We start from the raw sequence: 14,336 nt of genomic DNA, 5'->3' as shown, positions 1-14,336 counted from the left end.
TGGGGAGAATTGATGAGAAAAATAGTGGAAACATATTTTTTTAAGATGTTCAGCGCGATTCTTTGTATCTTTGTTATTGGATTAACTATTAATCAGGCAAGAGAGAATAGTCATCAAGCTAGTAGTAATTTTCAAAAAAAGAGTCGTGACAGTGATGAGAAAGTAACACAAGAAAAGGACGGGACTATTGGGAATGAAAAATATATTCAGCAAATATATACTTATTTGCATGATGAATACGGTTTATCAGCCAGTAGTATAGCTGGCATACTAGGTAATTGGATACAAGAATCCGGTATTGATCCAATTGCGGTTCAAGGGGATTGGAGTTACCGATCGTTAGAAAACACGAAGAAAAATACAGTAGGCGATAAAGACATAGGTTTTGCACAATGGTCTGCAAAGAGGCGGCAACAGTTAATTACATTTGCGAATCAAAAATATCATGGTGAGTGGTGGCTTGCGCAGTGTCAGTTGGAATTTATGACACACCAAGATGGCAGTTTTGTCGAAGTATTAAAGCAATACGCCTTAGTGAATAATAAAGACGTTGTACAGAATGCTGTTATTTTTAATAATGAATGGGAAGTTTCACCAGATAAAAAGGAAATTATAGAAAAAACAAGAGGTAAAAATGCGCAACTTGTTTATCGGTATATGCAAAAAAACAATATGAATGGTACTGTGGATGTATCAAAAGTACAAAAATTAGTATATGTGGGTGATACATTACCATACTAAATCTAGTTATGTGTTCAAAAATTTGAATTAGCTGAAGTAACGAGGCTCACTAATATATACACGATAAATGTGTGTATATATTAGTGAGCCTTTTTCTTTTGTATGTGGTAAAATGAAAGCGCATACAATTAAATGCAGTAAAACGTTTTAATTAAAAACGAAAACAGTTACAATGTGATGAGGAGAGACAATCAATGACAGTTTTAATTCTACAACCTGAACTACATGATAAAATCTGGGGCGGCACACAGCTCAAACAGTTTAATTACGAATTACCATCTGATCATGTCGGGGAAGCATGGGTCGTAGCAGCACATAAAAATGGCGTGTCAACTATTATCAATGGTCGATACCAAGGGCAGACTTTAACACAATTGTGGAATGAGAGACCGGAGTTGTTTGGCGGTCACGATGCCAATGAAGAATTTCCATTACTTGTTAAGATACTTGATGCACATGATAATTTGTCTATTCAAGTTCATCCAAATGATAAACAGTCATCAGAAAACTTTGGTAAAACTGAGAGTTGGTATATTTTGGATGCGACTGCTGATGCGAAACTTTTTTACGGGCACCATGCCAAAAACAGAGAAGAATTAACGCAACAGGTTGACGATAAACAATGGGATAAATTGTTGCGAACATTACCAGTGCAAAAAGGTGATTTTTTTTATGTGCCGGCAGGTACTTTTCATGCGTTAGGGGCAGGCGTACTGGCGTTAGAGATTCAGCAAAGTTCTGATACAACTTATCGTTTTTATGATTTTGACAGAGTAGATGCGAAGACAAATAAAGTACGTCCATTACAAATTAAAGAGGCAATAGCTGTGACTAAAGTGCCGCACACTGATCCTATTTTGAATCAGCGAACATATGTCAAAGATAATACCATTTTAACTAGGCTGTTAACGTCACCTAAATTTACAATTGATAAACTATCAGTTCGTGGGCTAAGCCATTTTAATCAACATCATCCGTACGAATTATTTAATGTTATCGACGGTGAAATAACATTGACTGATAGTGATACAACTTATTACCTTAAAAAAGGTGATAATTTTATTATGTTAAAAGATAGCGCTAACTATACATTAGATGGTCATGGGGAAGTGATGGTGAGCTTTGTGACACCAAATAGCTATAATCAGCAGGAGCTGGCTTACCTAGATAATTAGGCCATATTGGAAGTTTTCAGAAAACGCGTTGTAGGTTTTTTAATAGCAACGTGTAAGTCGTAATGAAAGCGTTTACTTATTTTCATAGTTAGCGTATACTAATAAATGTAGAGGATAATATAAAGTTATCTTGGAAGCGTTTACAATTTGAGGGTACTTAGTTATAATCATTAAGTAAACAATTTATTTAGAAGGAGATTATCGATGGTTAATCTTATTGTTGCCAGTCATGGTGACTTTGCAAAAGGCATTTTAATGTCAGGTTCAATGATTTTCGGAGAGCAAGAGAACGTCGAAGTTGTTACATTTCAACCCACAGAAGGACCAGATGACTTAGATAAGCATTATCAAACGGCACTATCTAAGTTTGATAATGATGACGACACGTTGTTTTTGGTTGATTTGTGGGGTGGTTCACCGTTTAACCGCGCAAGTTTGATACAGCAACAGGATCCAGAGCACAAGGCGATTGTAGCTGGTTTAAACTTACCAATGCTAATTGAGGCTTATGGCGGTCGACTTGGTATGAACACCGCAGCTGATTTAGCGAAATATTTAGTACCAGTATCTAAAGACGGTGTCAGATCAGTGCCAGAGGCAGAAGAGCCAAAGGCAGCAGTGGCTAAGCAGGCCGATTCTACAGCAGGTCTAAAACCTGGGCACATCAATATCAAGTTGGTGCGTTTAGATACACGTTTACTACATGGTCAAGTAGCAACAGCATGGACACCGGATTCAAAAGCAAATCGTATTATTGTTGTGTCTGATGCGGTAGCTGGTGATGAATTGCGTAAAAGCTTGATTCAACAAGCTGCACCAAATGGTGTTCAGGCCAATATCGTACCAATCAGCAAAATGGTAGAAGTTTCAAAAGATGACCGTTTTGGTGGTGTTGATGCCTTCTTGCTGTTTGAAACAGTTGGAGATGTCTTACGCGCAGTAGAAGGTGGTGTCCCAATTAAGTCACTTAATGTCGGCTCAATGGCGCATTCAGAAGGTAAGACCATGGTTAACAAAGTGTTATCCATGGACAAGGCAGACGTTGCAGCATTTGAAAAATTGCGTGATTTGGGTGTTGAATTCGATGTACGTAAAGTACCAAATGATAGTAATGCAAATCTGTTTGATTTGATTAAAAAAGCTAACGTTAAGTAATTTGAAACGTTTATTAGGAAAGGTGTTTAAACTATGTCTATAGTCGCAGTGATTTTAGTCGTAATCATTGCCTTCTTCGCGGGTATGGAAGGTATTTTGGATGAATTTCAAATTCATCAACCATTGGTTTCGGCAACATTAATTGGAATGGCTACTGGTCATTTAACAGCAGGAATTATGCTTGGTGGTTCATTGCAGATGATTGCTCTTGGTTGGGCAAACATTGGTGCCGCTGTCGCACCTGATATTGCTTTGGCTTCAGTAGCCTCAGCCATCATCATGGTTAAGGGTGGTAACTTTACGCCAACAGGTATCTCTGTTGCCGTTGCCTCAGCCATTCCGCTAGCCGTCGCTGGTTTGTTCTTGACGATGATTGTTCGTACAGTTGCCGTTGGTTTGACTCACGGTGCCGATGCAGCAGCTAAGGAAGGTAACTATAAAACAATTGAGCGCTTGCACTTAGTTGGTATATTGCTACAAGGTTTGCGTATTGCTGTTCCGGCTGCATTGTTGATTGCTATTCCAGCATCTGCAGTTCAAGCTGCTTTGACTGCTATGCCTGATTGGTTGACTGGTGGTATGACTATCGGTGGTGGTATGGTTGTAGCGGTTGGTTATGCAATGGTTATTAATATGATGGCAACGCGTGAAGTTTGGCCATTCTTTGCTCTAGGATTCGCGTTGGCTGCGGTTAGTCAGTTAACGTTGATTGCACTTGGTGCAATTGGTGTTGCTCTTGCCTTGATCTATATCAACCTATCAAAAATGGGTGGTAATGGTGGCGGTGGTTCAAATGGTGGCAATTCGGGTGATCCGGTTGGCGACATTTTGAACCAATATTAGAAAGGAGCAATATGATGGCTGAAAAGATTGAATTAACACGTAATGATCGCTTATCTGTCGCATGGCGTTCACAGTTTTTACAAGGTTCATGGAACTACGAGCGTATGCAAAACGTGGGCTGGGCGTATACTCTAATACCAGCAATTAAAAAGTTATATAAAACTAAAGAAGACCGCACAGCCGCATTAAAGCGACACTTGGAATTCTTTAACACACATCCATATGTTGCTTCACCTATTATTGGTGTCACCTTAGCATTGGAAGAAGAACGTGCTAACGGTGCCGCTATTGACGATACTGCCATTCAAGGTGTCAAGATTGGTATGATGGGTCCTTTGGCTGGTATTGGTGATCCAGTCTTCTGGTTCACTGTTCGTCCTATCTTGGGTGCTTTGGGTGCTTCATTAGCTGCATCTGGTAATATCCTAGGGCCAATCTTGTTCTTCGTATTATGGAACTTGATTCGTATATCATTCATTTGGTACACACAAGAATTTGGTTACAGAGCTGGATCTGCAATTACACAAGATTTGTCTGGTGGTTTGTTAAAAGATATTACCAAGGGTGCTTCAATTCTGGGAATGTTTATCTTAGCCGTCTTGGTTGAACGTTGGGTTTCTATCAAATTTGCCGTTGAACTACCAGCTAAGAGATTAGCTGATGGGGCATATATTAATTTCCCTAGTGGTTCTGTCACTGGTGGTAAATTGCAACAAATCTTGAGTGATCAAGCCTCTGGTCTTTCATTGACAAAGATGGCACCTAACACATTGCAATCAAACTTAGATAGTTTGATTCCAGGTTTGATGGGCTTGTTGCTCACATTCTTTGCTATGTGGTTACTTAAGAAAAAGGTTTCACCTATTGTTATGATTGTAGGTATCTTTATCTTTGGTATCTTGATGCGTGTACTACACATCATGTAATAGATGATAAATCAATAATAAAGTGCGCCCGCCTAATCAGACGAGCGCCTTTGTACATAACAGTGATATAATTCATAAGTAAAACAAATAAGGGGACAAAGCATGGTCCAATCATTGAATAGTCAAGTTGAGTTGACAGCACAAGGAATCTCTTTTTTAGGGATTGGTGCACAGTATGGCAAATTTTTGCTGGGTGATAACGCTTTTGAGTTTTTTAATGACAATAATGTTGATGATTTTATTCAAATTCCTTGGAAAAACATTAATGCCGTTTATGCTAGTGTGTCATCAAATAAGAAAATAAGTCGCCGCTTTCGTATTGAGACAGATAAGGGAAATTTTGATTTTTCTTCGCCAGAATCAGGTCGGGTCTTAAAAACGATTCGCGAACATATTGGTAATGATAAGGTGTTGAAAAATCCAACGCTCGTAAAGCGTATGTTAAATGTCTTTAAACGGAAGCATAAGAAAGGTGTTTAATGAGGTTATTGAAAAAATTTCAAGTTATGCGTTATTTGACTATTGTGGTCGCATTAGAAATTGTGGTTATTAGTATTAATTTTTTCTATGCACCAGCTAAGGTGGCAGCTGGTGGTGCTACTGGATTTGCAATTTTAATGAATGAAATCACTGGCTTGGATAGAGCAATTACTGTTTTGGTAGTTAACTTGCTTATGATTGTTCTGGCTGCTGTATTTCTAGATTGGGGCACTACTGCTCGCATTACTTTTGGTAGCCTGATATTGCCGGTATTATTGAAAGTGACGCCAAGTTTTCAAGTATTATCAGACCGCACTTTTGCAGTATTAGTTGGTGGGACGATATTTGCTGTGGGCGTTGCGATTTTATATCGTGTTGATGCCTCTAGTGGTGGCACCGCGGTACCACCTATGATTTTAAAAAAATACTTCCGTATTGCACCCGCATTATCATTATTAGTCATTGATACAGTAGTGTCTCTTGGAAACTTACTAACGGATGGTCTTGAAGCACTTATTCTAGCACTGTTTTCGTTAATGATTACTGCATTTGTTATGAATTACATTGAAACTGGATTAGATCGTCGAAAGATGGTTTATATTACAAGCAATACGCAAGTTGAAGATATTAAAAAATATCTCACTAGAAATGATATCAGCTACACTATGATGGATGTACGTGGTGGTTATACAGGTGATGCACGAGAAATGTTGATGGTTATACTAGATAATCAAGAGTATAATCGCTTAGTTCGTGGGATACATGTTGTTGATCCAAAGGCCTTTATATTTGCTTATGACATCAGTGAGGCGCATGGTGGCACCTTTATATAATAAAAATTAATTTTAGGGTATAAAAGTGCATTTCATGCACTTTTTTTATTGACAATAGATGGCAACGTGATATACTTAAAGTTGTAATTAGCACTCGATTTAAAAGAGTGCTAAAAATAAAATTCGGAGGTATTATCTCATGTTGAAGCCGTTAGGTGATCGCGTGATTATTGAAGTAACAGAAGCTGCAGAACAAACAGTTGGTGGTATTGTTTTGGCTAGCAATGCCAAGGACAAGCCAGTAACTGGCAAAATTGTTGCTGCAGGAACAGGTTATGTTCTAAATGACGGATCAATTCGTGATTTAGCAGTTAAAGTAGATGACGAAGTTTTATTTGACAAGTATGCAGGTCAAGAAGTGTCCTTTGACGGCAATGACTATCTTGCACTTCACGAAAAAGATATCGTTGCAATCGTTGAGTAACACAATATTTATCAATACACATAAAAAGTAAAAAAGTATATTATATAAAAATTCTAAAGAGGTATTTGAACCATGGCTAAAGAGTTAAAGTTTTCAGAGGATGCACGTTCAAAGATGAAGGCTGGCGTTGATAAGTTAGCTGATACTGTTAAGACAACAATTGGTCCTAAGGGGCGTAACGTTGTTTTGGAGCAATCATATGGTGCCCCTACGATTACAAATGATGGTGTGACAATTGCTAAAGCGATTGAATTAGAAGACCATTTCGAAAATATGGGTGCAAAACTAGTTGCCGAAGTTGCGTCAAAAACAAATGATATTGCTGGTGACGGTACAACGACTGCTACTGTTTTGACACAAGCAATTGTTGCCGAAGGTTTGAAGAACGTTACTGCTGGAGCTAACCCAGTTGGAATACGTACTGGTATTGAAAAAGCTACTGCTGCAGCCGTTAAAAAGTTGCATGAAATGTCACACACAGTCAATACAAAGGCTGAAATTGCTCAAATTGCTTCTATCTCTGCTGCCAATGAAGAAGTTGGTGAACTTATTGCTGAAGCAATGGATAAAGTAGGTAACGATGGTGTCATCACTATTGAAGAATCAAAGGGTATCGAGACAACATTAGATGTTGTTGAAGGTATGCAATTTGATCGTGGTTATATGTCACAATACATGGTAACTGATAATGACAAGATGGAAGCTAACTTGGATAATCCGTACATTTTGGTAACGGATAAGAAGATTAGTAACATTCAAGAAATTTTGCCAGTGCTTCAAAGTGTTGTTGAACAAGGACGTGCACTATTAATTATTGCTGATGACATTACAGGTGAAGCATTACCAACATTGGTTTTGAATAAGATGCGTGGTACATTTAATGTCGTTGCTGTTAAGGCACCAGGATTTGGTGATCGTCGTAAGGCACAACTTGAAGATATCGCTGTGTTAACTGGTGGTACTGTTATTACAGAAGATCTTGGTTTGAACTTAAAGGATGTGACGATTGACCAGCTTGGACAAGCAAGTAAAGTCAATGTGACAAAAGACAACACAACAATTGTTGAAGGTTCTGGTGACAAAGCTGCCGTGGCAACACGTGTAGAAACAATTAAGCAACAAATTGCTGAAACAACTTCTGACTTTGATCGTGAAAAGTTACAAGAACGTTTGGCAAAGTTGGCTGGTGGTGTTGCTGTGATTAATGTTGGTGCTGCAACTGAAACTGAATTAAAGGAACGTAAGTATCGTATCGAAGATGCGCTGAATGCAACGCGTGCCGCAGTAGAAGAAGGCTTCGTTTCTGGTGGTGGTACGGCACTAGTTAATGCTATTTCAGCTGTTGCTGCATTGTCAGAAGAAGGTGATGTACAAACTGGTATTAACACTGTCATTAAGGCCTTAGAAGAACCAGTTCGTCAAATTGTTGAAAATGCTGGTTTGGAAGGATCAGTTATTGTTAACAAGTTGAAAGAACAAGTTGAAGGCTTTGGATACAATGCTGCTACTGGTGAATGGGTGGATATGATTGCTGCTGGTATTGTTGATCCAACTAAGGTGACAAGATCAGCGTTGCAAAATGCTGCATCTGTTTCAGCCTTGTTGTTGACAACTGAAGCTGTAGTTGCTGAATTGCCAAGTGATGATGCTGCACCTGCTATGCCACAAGGTGGTATGCCAGGTATGATGTAATTAAACTGGTTTTAAATTAATTTGTAAAATAAAAAGAGTGAAATTCACTCTTTTTATTTATCATAAGAAAAAATTATGTCAAACTTGAAGCATTAGTTAGAAATCTAATGACTGCTGCCGAATCTTTTAAATTGATTTGGTTAGTGTAGTAGATAAAAGCCAGTTTTGGGCGGTTTTCTGGTAAAATATCTTATTAGAGGTTTAATTTAAAATGACACCAAAACAATTTTTAGACTTAGTTGAAATTCGTGTAGTGATTCCAAGTGTAGCGCCTTTATTGGTTGGTTTAGCATACAGTCAGTGGCAATATGCACGATTGAATTGGCTGAACACCTTATTATTGGTTATTGCAACGGTCAGTGTCCATCTTGCAGTGAACACATTCAATCGTTATCAAGATGCGAAACATCAAAAGGTTAATGAATTTTTACGTGAAAAGGCACAAGGTGAAGTTGTCACCAATAAACAAGTGTTACATGTTGCAGAGTTATTGACTGTGATTGCAGCAGTCGCAGGTATTACCGTGGCATTGCGAACAGACTATATCACTTGGATTATCGGTATTGTGAGCTTTTTGATTGGCTTTTTGTATTCAGCCGGTCCTAAGCCAATCACAAATACACCGTTTGGTGAAATTGTTTCTGGTATCACCATGGGATATTTTATTTTTATTGCACAAGTGTATGTTAATACGCGAATGATACCAACACCCAGTGTGCTTTTTCAATGGTTTATTGTTAGTCTACCGCTTACTATTTTTATTGCCGAAATTATGTTCGCTAATAACATTGCTGATCATGATGAAGATGAGGAAAACCAAAGGCACACGTTGGTGCATTATTTAGGTATTGAAAAGAGTAAGAGAATGTATCTGTTTTGGGCGATAGCCGCTTTTGTAGAAATTGTTATTGTGACAATTGTGGGATGGTTACCTATTACGACTTATGCGATAGTTATATTGCTCCCAATTATTTATGGTTATGCGCGTGAATTCGTGAATCATCCTGTGAAAAGCGAGACGTTTGTTCTGGCTATCAAAAATTTAGTGATTGTTATGCTCGGTTTGACAGTCACTTTATTAGCCGGAATTATGCTATAAAAAAATGACCCATTGTTAAATGGGTCATTTTTTTACTTAAAACGTTGTAAGTCTTCAATGCTTGTAACATTAAAATGCTTTTTTTCTAGATGAGTAACAAGTCGCTGTAATTGTGTACTATCAACTGCAAGTGGTAGCGTGAACATTAATGTAATGTCGTCGTTTGATGGTTGTAAGCTTAAAACTGATTCGATATTTGAATAGCGAGAAATAATACTTGAAATTTTCTTCAAGTCACCTTGTGCTTTATGTGTTGCAACAGAGATGGCGACGCTGCCAGTGTGCACAGACCAACTTTGTGATAATAAATCCATCAAAGCATCGTGCGTAAAAATACCAGTAAAATGATGGTTTTCGTCTAGAACAGCGATGAAAGGTAAATCTCTGATTGCAAAGAAGACTTCATAAAACTTACTTGTTGTATAAATAAATTTAGTGGAATTACGCATAATTGCTGTAACGGGTAGGTTCATGTCACCATTTTTAGCAATATGTTCGTAGACATGTTGCTTATAAACGTTACCTCTAAAAAGACTGCCTGATTCATCGAGAATTGGCATTGTACGTGTATGTGCTTCACTTGGTGAATTAAATAAATCATTCACTTGCGCAATAGTTGTATTTTCCGTCACGGTAGTGAGTTCTGCTTTTGGAGTAATTAAGGTTTCATGAAGCATATGCGTATCCTAAAATTAGTTTTTTTATCATTAAATAGCCATATATCATGATAACACAGAATTCTGTTATACTGGTAATTAAGATTGAGAATTTTTTAAGGAAGCGCGTATAATTAACATGAAATATATTATTGGATTAGGTAATATTGGACCTAAGTATGACAAAACACGTCATAATATTGGTTTTATGGCAATTGATGCTATTGCCACAGCCTATAAGGTGACATTTGTACCGAGTAAACAATTTGCTATGATAGCAAAGGTAACAATTGACGGTGAACAAGTAACATTAGTTAAACCAACGACGTATATGAATGATTCTGGTAAAGCGGTACGTGCAGTACTAGATTATTATGGTGGTGACATTAACAGTGACGTGATGGTTTTAGTCGATGATATGGATCTACCTTTTGGTAAATTACGATTTCGTGCAAAAGGATCAGCTGGTGGTCATAATGGGCTGAAGTCGATTATGGCACATACTGGTTCACAAACATTTTTAAGACTTAAGTTCGGTCTTGGACATCCAGATCATGATCAACAAGCTGTCATTCATTATGTCTTAGGTAAGTTTTCACAGGCTGAGACTCAAGATGTCAACAGCATGCTTGATCGAAGTACCTTGGCGATTACAGACTGGATTCAAGGCGATAATGTGGAAACATTGAGTAATAAATATAATGGCTAGTATGGCTACTACATAAAAGCCACTAGCTATTGATTTGATAGGGGAATATAAGTCAGGCATGCTAACTCATTTTTTAGCACAATCAGATACAATTAAACAATTGAGTCATCAAGCAACCGAGAATGCTTCTCAGTTGCTTTTAGGCGTGAATGGCAGTGCACGTGCAGCAAGTATTGCTGCCTTGTATGAATCAAATCCACGTCAAATATTACTTGTCACGGATACACAAGTTCATGCGGATCAGCTATATAGTGATTTATCTACGCTCATGACAAATGTGTTGAACTTTCCGGCAGAAGAATCAATAGCAACCGAAATAGCAATCAGTTCACCTGATTTACGATTACAGCGAATCGCGTGTTTGTTAGCTTTACGTCGTGGTGATGCGAAAATCGTTGTGACTAGCTTGGCTGGAGTAGAGCGATTATTACCAACGCCTGAAACACTTGATGAGGCACATCTGTCTATTGCTGTTGGGGAAACTTATCGTATAAGTGAAATTGAAGCAACTTTAATGATGATGGGTTACACGCCTACCAAATTAGTTCAAGGTGCTGGAGAATTTGCGCATCGTGGTTCAATTTTAGATATTTACCCATTAACGAGTGAAGAACCAATTCGCCTAGATTTTTTTGATGATGAATTAGACCAGTTAAAAAGTTTTGATGTTACAACTCAAAAAAGTACTGCCATACTTGAACATTTTGAAATTGAACCGGCAACGGATTTCATTGTGTCGGAAACACAATATGATCATGCTAAACAAACAATTGAGTTAGCATTTAATCATTTTCGTAAGCAGTTAACTGGTGTCGAAAAAAAGCATGCAACAGATGGATTCACCCTAACACAACATGTGTTAAATGAACGTGAGCGTGGTAATCAGTTATTACCTTATGCAACCCATTTTTTTGGTAGGCAAACAACGCTATTAGATTATATGGGTGGCGATGTTTTAATAATCGTTGATGAGTTGACACGACTGAAAGAAACGCAATTACAGCAATTGACGCGTGATCAAGAATGGTTGGAAAAACAATTGACAACGTATCAGTTGCTACCTGATCAAATTTTACGTGCCGATTTTTCAGAATTATTGCATCAAACGCCAAGTTCAGTTCTTTATTTAGCCAATTTCCAACGTGGTTTGAATAAAATTAAGTTTACAAATATAGAAGAAGTGACAACAAGGCCTGCTAATCAGTACTATGGTCAAATTGACACACTAAAATCTGATTTGGAATACGCACAAAATTCTGGCACAACAGTTGTGTTACTCATTGGTGATGAGAAACGTCGTCAGAGTTTTAGTGAATCGTTAAGTGACTTTAAAATACCAATTATTGAGACAAGAAGTATACAAGCCAATCAAGTGCAAATAATGGCTGGTGAGTTATCGTCTGGTTTTGAATGGCCCAAGCTACATTTGATAGTTTTGACCGAACATGAATTGTTTACGCAAGCACGACGTGTAGCACCTAGACATCGTCAAATTAATAATGCCGAACGATTGAAATCATATAGTGAATTAAATGTTGGCGATTATGTTGTGCACGTTAATCATGGTATTGGTCGTTACGAAGGTTTGCAAACGATGACAGTTGATGGTGGCAAACAAGATTACTTATCTGTTGCTTATCAAAAAAATGCTAAAATTTTTATTCCTGTCACACAATTGAATCTCATTCAAAAATATATTGGTGCATCTGATGCAGCAAAGGCGCCTAAGTTAAACAAATTAGGTGGATCTGAATGGGCAAAAACAAAGCGCCAAGTGTCAACAAAAATTGAAGATATCGCTGATGAATTATTGGCGTTGTATGCTAAAAGAGAAGCACAGGAAGGGTATGCATTTCCCCCTGATGATACGGCACAATTAAAATTTGATACAGCCTTTAGTTACGTGGAAACGCCAGATCAAATACGTTCTATTGAAGAAATTAAAGCTGATATGCAAAAAATCAAACCAATGGATCGTTTATTAGTTGGTGATGTTGGTTTTGGGAAAACTGAGGTTGCTTTGCGGGCAGTTTTTAAAGCCGTTCATGCTGGTAAACAGGTAGCGTTTTTGGCACCCACTACCATATTGGTACAACAACATTATGAAACAATGCTAGCACGATTCAACGATTTTCCAGATATTAAAATTGGTGTTTTAAGTCGATTCCAGACATCAGCTCAAAATAAAGCTGTTATCTCACAATTGGGCAAACATGAAATTGATGTGGTTGTTGGCACGCATCGTTTACTTAGCAAAGATGTGACGTTTTCAGATCTTGGACTATTGGTTATTGATGAAGAGCAAAGATTTGGTGTAAAACACAAAGAACGTTTGAAACAATTACGGCATAGTGTTGATGTTCTAACATTAACTGCCACACCAATCCCACGAACATTGAATATGGCAATGGTTGGGGCACGTGATTTATCAGTGATTGAAACACCACCGGTTAACCGATATCCGATTCAAACCTATGTGTTAGAGGCTGATTGGACAATTGTCAGAAATGCCATCGAAAAGGAATTGGCGCGTAACGGTCAGGTATTTTATCTGCATAATCGTGTGGCCGATATTGATCGTGTTGTGAGTCAAATAGAGGACTTAGTGCCTTCTGCAAATGTTGGGGCCATTCATGGGCAAATGTCTGAAACACAACTGGAAAGCATTTTGTATGATTTTTTGAATGGAAACTATGACGTCTTGGTAACCACAACGATTATTGAAACCGGTGTTGACATTCCAAATGCGAACACATTGATTGTTGAAAATGCAGACCATATGGGTCTGTCGCAACTTTATCAACTACGTGGTCGTGTTGGCCGTTCTGCTCGTTTAGCATATGCCTACTTTACTTATCCGTTTACGCGAACACCAAGTGAGGAAGCAGAAAAAAGACTTGAAGCAATCAGAGACTTTACAGAATTAGGATCAGGATTTCGCATAGCTATGCGTGATTTAAGCATTCGTGGCGCAGGTGATTTGTTAGGAAAACAACAACATGGCTTTATTGATTCTGTCGGTTATGACATGTATACGCAGATGTTGAAAGATGCGGTTGCTCAAAAGCAAGGGGCGACAGATGTCACTAAGCAACAACCTGAAACAGATGCTGAATTAATTTTAGGGGTGTTAGCTTATTTGCCAGATGAGTACGTATCAGATAATGCACAAAAAATTGAATTATACACGCGTATTCGCCAAGCTCGAACAGATGAGGAATTTGAGGAAATAGAATCTGATATGCTCGATCGTTTTGGAGAAATGCCAGACGAAGTTGCAAGATTACTTTTGGTTGGACAAATTAAACAGTTGGCTGACCAAGCGCAAATTACAAACATTAGAAGACAAAAGAAACAGTTAACCTTATCGTTTAGTGCTGATGCAACAACACAGTTAGCCGGAGAGACAATTTTTGAAACGTTAGTCAATGTTCCGCTAAAAGCAGCAATTCGCACAGAAACTGGCAAGTTACAAGTCATATTGACCGTAGATGATATTGCTGAAAGTAGTATCTGGCTTAATATTTTACGTGATTTCTTATTAGTTGTGATTGCGCATGAACAAGCTGTAGTGTAGTTATAGTATCGCATTGACCAAGGTAA

The 14,336-nt window shown here is 38.0% G+C and carries 13 protein-coding genes; 12 read left to right on the top strand and 1 reads right to left on the bottom strand.

Translation table 11 applies throughout. The features are described from left to right. The first annotated feature begins 12 nt into the window (after positions 1-12). The 10 genes from K5Q13_RS06625 (at position 13) to K5Q13_RS06580 (ending at position 9,368) form a co-directional block, all read left to right on the top strand. Positions 13-741 carry a phage tail tip lysozyme gene (locus K5Q13_RS06625; RefSeq protein ID WP_220740925.1) on the top strand — a complete coding sequence of 243 codons (729 nt, stop codon included), beginning with the start codon at positions 13-15 and terminating at the stop codon, positions 739-741. Between the two features lie 194 nt (positions 742-935). Further along, positions 936-1,916, top strand: a complete 981-nt coding sequence (manA, locus tag K5Q13_RS06620) for a mannose-6-phosphate isomerase, class I (RefSeq protein ID WP_220740924.1) — start codon at positions 936-938, stop codon at positions 1,914-1,916. 204 nt (positions 1,917-2,120) lie between these two features. After that, complete coding sequence (locus tag K5Q13_RS06615; protein ID WP_220740923.1) at positions 2,121-3,071, top strand: mannose/fructose/sorbose PTS transporter subunit IIA; 951 nt, start codon at positions 2,121-2,123, stop codon at positions 3,069-3,071. A gap of 33 nt (positions 3,072-3,104) precedes the next feature. After that, the gene (locus K5Q13_RS06610) at positions 3,105-3,914 is read left to right on the top strand and encodes a PTS mannose/fructose/sorbose transporter subunit IIC (protein ID WP_220740922.1); all 810 of its coding nucleotides are present in this window, start codon (positions 3,105-3,107) and stop codon (positions 3,912-3,914) included. A 14-nt stretch (positions 3,915-3,928) separates the two neighbouring features. Then, on the top strand, positions 3,929-4,840 hold the full coding sequence (locus K5Q13_RS06605; protein WP_220740921.1) for a PTS system mannose/fructose/sorbose family transporter subunit IID: 912 nt from the start codon (positions 3,929-3,931) through the stop codon (positions 4,838-4,840). A 102-nt stretch (positions 4,841-4,942) separates the two neighbouring features. Further along, positions 4,943-5,320 (top strand): DUF956 family protein, encoded by a 378-nt coding sequence (locus tag K5Q13_RS06600; protein ID WP_220740920.1) that lies wholly within the window; start codon positions 4,943-4,945, stop codon positions 5,318-5,320. Next, entirely contained in the window at positions 5,320-6,153 is an 834-nt protein-coding gene (locus K5Q13_RS06595; RefSeq protein ID WP_220740919.1) for a YitT family protein, read from the top strand. Before K5Q13_RS06600 ends, K5Q13_RS06595 begins: the two co-directional genes overlap by 1 nt. 139 nt (positions 6,154-6,292) lie before the next feature. After that, positions 6,293-6,577 carry a co-chaperone GroES gene (gene groES / locus K5Q13_RS06590; protein ID WP_220740918.1) on the top strand — a complete coding sequence of 95 codons (285 nt, stop codon included), beginning with the start codon at positions 6,293-6,295 and terminating at the stop codon, positions 6,575-6,577. A 72-nt stretch (positions 6,578-6,649) separates the two neighbouring features. Next, complete coding sequence (gene groL / locus K5Q13_RS06585) at positions 6,650-8,269, top strand: chaperonin GroEL (protein WP_220740917.1); 1,620 nt, start codon at positions 6,650-6,652, stop codon at positions 8,267-8,269. 211 nt (positions 8,270-8,480) lie between these two features. Next, positions 8,481-9,368 carry a prenyltransferase gene (locus tag K5Q13_RS06580; protein ID WP_220740916.1) on the top strand — a complete coding sequence of 296 codons (888 nt, stop codon included), beginning with the start codon at positions 8,481-8,483 and terminating at the stop codon, positions 9,366-9,368. 32 nt (positions 9,369-9,400) lie between these two features. Here the strand turns inward: K5Q13_RS06580 and cbpA are convergent, their stop codons facing one another. Beyond that, entirely contained in the window at positions 9,401-10,045 is a 645-nt protein-coding gene (cbpA, locus tag K5Q13_RS06575; protein WP_220740915.1) for a cyclic di-AMP binding protein CbpA, read from the bottom strand. Between the two features lie 118 nt (positions 10,046-10,163). Between cbpA and pth the strand changes: the two genes are divergently transcribed. Both pth and mfd read left to right on the top strand, forming a co-directional pair. Beyond that, the gene (pth, locus tag K5Q13_RS06570) at positions 10,164-10,733 is read left to right on the top strand and encodes an aminoacyl-tRNA hydrolase (RefSeq protein ID WP_220740914.1); all 570 of its coding nucleotides are present in this window, start codon (positions 10,164-10,166) and stop codon (positions 10,731-10,733) included. Positions 10,734-10,791: 58 nt separating this feature from the next. Further along, positions 10,792-14,310, top strand: a complete 3,519-nt coding sequence (gene mfd / locus K5Q13_RS06565) for a transcription-repair coupling factor (protein ID WP_220740913.1) — start codon at positions 10,792-10,794, stop codon at positions 14,308-14,310. The last annotated feature ends 26 nt before the right edge of the window (positions 14,311-14,336 follow it).

The organism is Leuconostoc miyukkimchii (assembly GCF_019656055.1).
GTDB lineage: Bacteria > Bacillota > Bacilli > Lactobacillales > Lactobacillaceae > Leuconostoc > Leuconostoc miyukkimchii.
This window is presented reverse-complemented; position numbering and strand designations above follow the sequence as displayed.

Bases quoted from the DNA above. Each gene is read 5' to 3' on its own strand.
- groES (WP_220740918.1), top strand. From the start codon at position 6,293: ATGTTGAAGCCGTTAGGTGATCGCGTGATTATTGAAGTAACAGAAGCT.
- K5Q13_RS06580 (WP_220740916.1), top strand. From the start codon at position 8,481: ATGACACCAAAACAATTTTTAGACTTAGTTGAAATTCGTGTAGTGATT.
- groL (WP_220740917.1), top strand. From the start codon at position 6,650: ATGGCTAAAGAGTTAAAGTTTTCAGAGGATGCACGTTCAAAGATGAAG.
- manA (WP_220740924.1), top strand. From the start codon at position 936: ATGACAGTTTTAATTCTACAACCTGAACTACATGATAAAATCTGGGGC.
- K5Q13_RS06610 (WP_220740922.1), top strand. From the start codon at position 3,105: ATGTCTATAGTCGCAGTGATTTTAGTCGTAATCATTGCCTTCTTCGCG.
- K5Q13_RS06615 (WP_220740923.1), top strand. From the start codon at position 2,121: ATGGTTAATCTTATTGTTGCCAGTCATGGTGACTTTGCAAAAGGCATT.
- K5Q13_RS06605 (WP_220740921.1), top strand. From the start codon at position 3,929: ATGGCTGAAAAGATTGAATTAACACGTAATGATCGCTTATCTGTCGCA.
- K5Q13_RS06625 (WP_220740925.1), top strand. From the start codon at position 13: ATGAGAAAAATAGTGGAAACATATTTTTTTAAGATGTTCAGCGCGATT.
- cbpA (WP_220740915.1), bottom strand. From the start codon at position 10,045: ATGCTTCATGAAACCTTAATTACTCCAAAAGCAGAACTCACTACCGTG.
- pth (WP_220740914.1), top strand. From the start codon at position 10,164: ATGAAATATATTATTGGATTAGGTAATATTGGACCTAAGTATGACAAA.
- K5Q13_RS06595 (WP_220740919.1), top strand. From the start codon at position 5,320: ATGAGGTTATTGAAAAAATTTCAAGTTATGCGTTATTTGACTATTGTG.
- K5Q13_RS06600 (WP_220740920.1), top strand. From the start codon at position 4,943: ATGGTCCAATCATTGAATAGTCAAGTTGAGTTGACAGCACAAGGAATC.
- mfd (WP_220740913.1), top strand. From the start codon at position 10,792: ATGCTAACTCATTTTTTAGCACAATCAGATACAATTAAACAATTGAGT.